Raw genomic sequence first — 1,467 nt, 5'->3', positions numbered from 1 at the left:
GGCCTTTGCCCGGCCCGATCGCCCGGCCGCCGCCGATCCGGCCTCGCGCGACCTCCTGGCGCTCGCCGCTCGCGTTGGCGCCAGCCCGACCAGCGTGTTGATCGAAGGCCCGACCGGCACCGGCAAGGAGGGCCTGGCCCGCCTGGTTCACACTGTTTCCCCCCGCCGCGACCGCCCCCTTGTCGCGGTGAACTGCGCCGCGCTCGCTGACCAGATGGTGGAAGCCACGCTGTTCGGTCACGAGCGCGGCGCCTTTACCGGCGCGGTGGGTGCTTCGCCTGGCCTGGTGCGCAGTGCTGACGGCGGCACCCTGTTTCTCGACGAGGTGGCGGAGCTGCCGCTGGCCGCACAGGCCAAGCTGCTGCGCGTGCTGCAGGAACGCGAGGTGCTGGCTGTCGGCGCCACCCGGCCGCAGACGGTGGACGTGCGCATCATCGCCGCTGGTAACCGCGATCTTGCCGCCGATGTCGCAGCCGGCCGTTTCCGCGCCGATCTCTACTGGCGGCTCGCCGTCTTCCCGCTGCGCACCCTGCCGCTGGCCGAGCGCCCGGCCGACATATTGGCCATTGCCGCCCACTGGCTGCTGGGTCGCGCCGGCGGGGATGGCCTGGTGCCGTGGCTCACCCCCTGTGCCCGCGCCCGGCTGCTGGCGCATCGCTGGCCCGGCAATGTGCGCGAACTGGGCAATGTGCTCGATCGCGCGTTGGTGCTGTGCGACGGGCCCGATATCGCTGCCGGCCATCTGCTGATTGACGCCGTGCCGGGTCTGGCACCTGTGCCGGCGGCGCTACCCCAACCATCCACGACGTTGCCGGGCCAGATGCGCATGGTGGAGCATGAACGCATCGCCCGCGCCCTGGCCACCAGCCCCAGCCGCCGTGACGCCGCCCGCCGGCTCGGCATTTCGGAACGCACGCTGCGCTACAAGCTGGCGGCGCAGAAACTGGCGGGGCGTGGTGATGGCGCCAGCGCCATGGTGCAGTGATGTTGCCACCCATCGACACATCGTCGATCCTGAAGCTGCGCCAGCAGATCCTGGCGCGCAACGAGGCGCTGAAAGGCGGCGTCGCCGCTGAGGCAACGCCCGAAACACCGCGCTTTGGTGCGGCGCTGACCGATGCCCTGCGCGCCGTGAGCGCGGTGCAGGATCAGGCGAGTGCCGCCACCAACGCCTGGGAGACCGGGCAGACCCACGACCTGGCCAGCGTGATGATCGCCCGCCAGAAAGCCACAATCGCCTTCGAGGCCACGCTGCAGGCGCGCAACCGCCTGGTCGGGGCCTACAAGGACGTGATGAACATGCCGCTGTAAGTCGATGAGCGAGGGGGCCGCCATCACCGCAGACCCGCCGGCACCGGCCGCTGGCCTGCCTGTGCCGCCGGCGCTGGCGCCCTATGCTGCCCGCGCGCAGGCCCTGTGGGCCAGCCCGGCCGTGCAGCAGGCGCGCCCGGCGTTGCTGCTGGTGGC

At 71.9% G+C, this 1,467-nt stretch carries 2 protein-coding genes; both read left to right on the top strand.

Translation table 11 applies throughout. From position 1 onward, the window contains the following. Positions 1-985: sigma-54 interaction domain-containing protein (locus GJ693_RS15955; protein ID WP_156257208.1), on the top strand; the 985-nt coding region annotated here is incomplete at its 5' end. Next, a complete protein-coding gene (gene fliE / locus GJ693_RS15950; RefSeq protein WP_156257209.1) occupies positions 985-1,311 on the top strand; it encodes a flagellar hook-basal body complex protein FliE in 327 nt (108 codons plus the stop codon). The genes GJ693_RS15955 and fliE, both read left to right, overlap by 1 nt. Positions 1,312-1,467: the final 156 nt, after the last annotated feature.

Source organism: Sandarakinorhabdus oryzae (genome assembly GCF_009733735.1).
Classification (GTDB): domain Bacteria; phylum Pseudomonadota; class Alphaproteobacteria; order Sphingomonadales; family Sphingomonadaceae; genus Sandarakinorhabdus; species Sandarakinorhabdus oryzae.
This window is presented reverse-complemented; position numbering and strand designations above follow the sequence as displayed.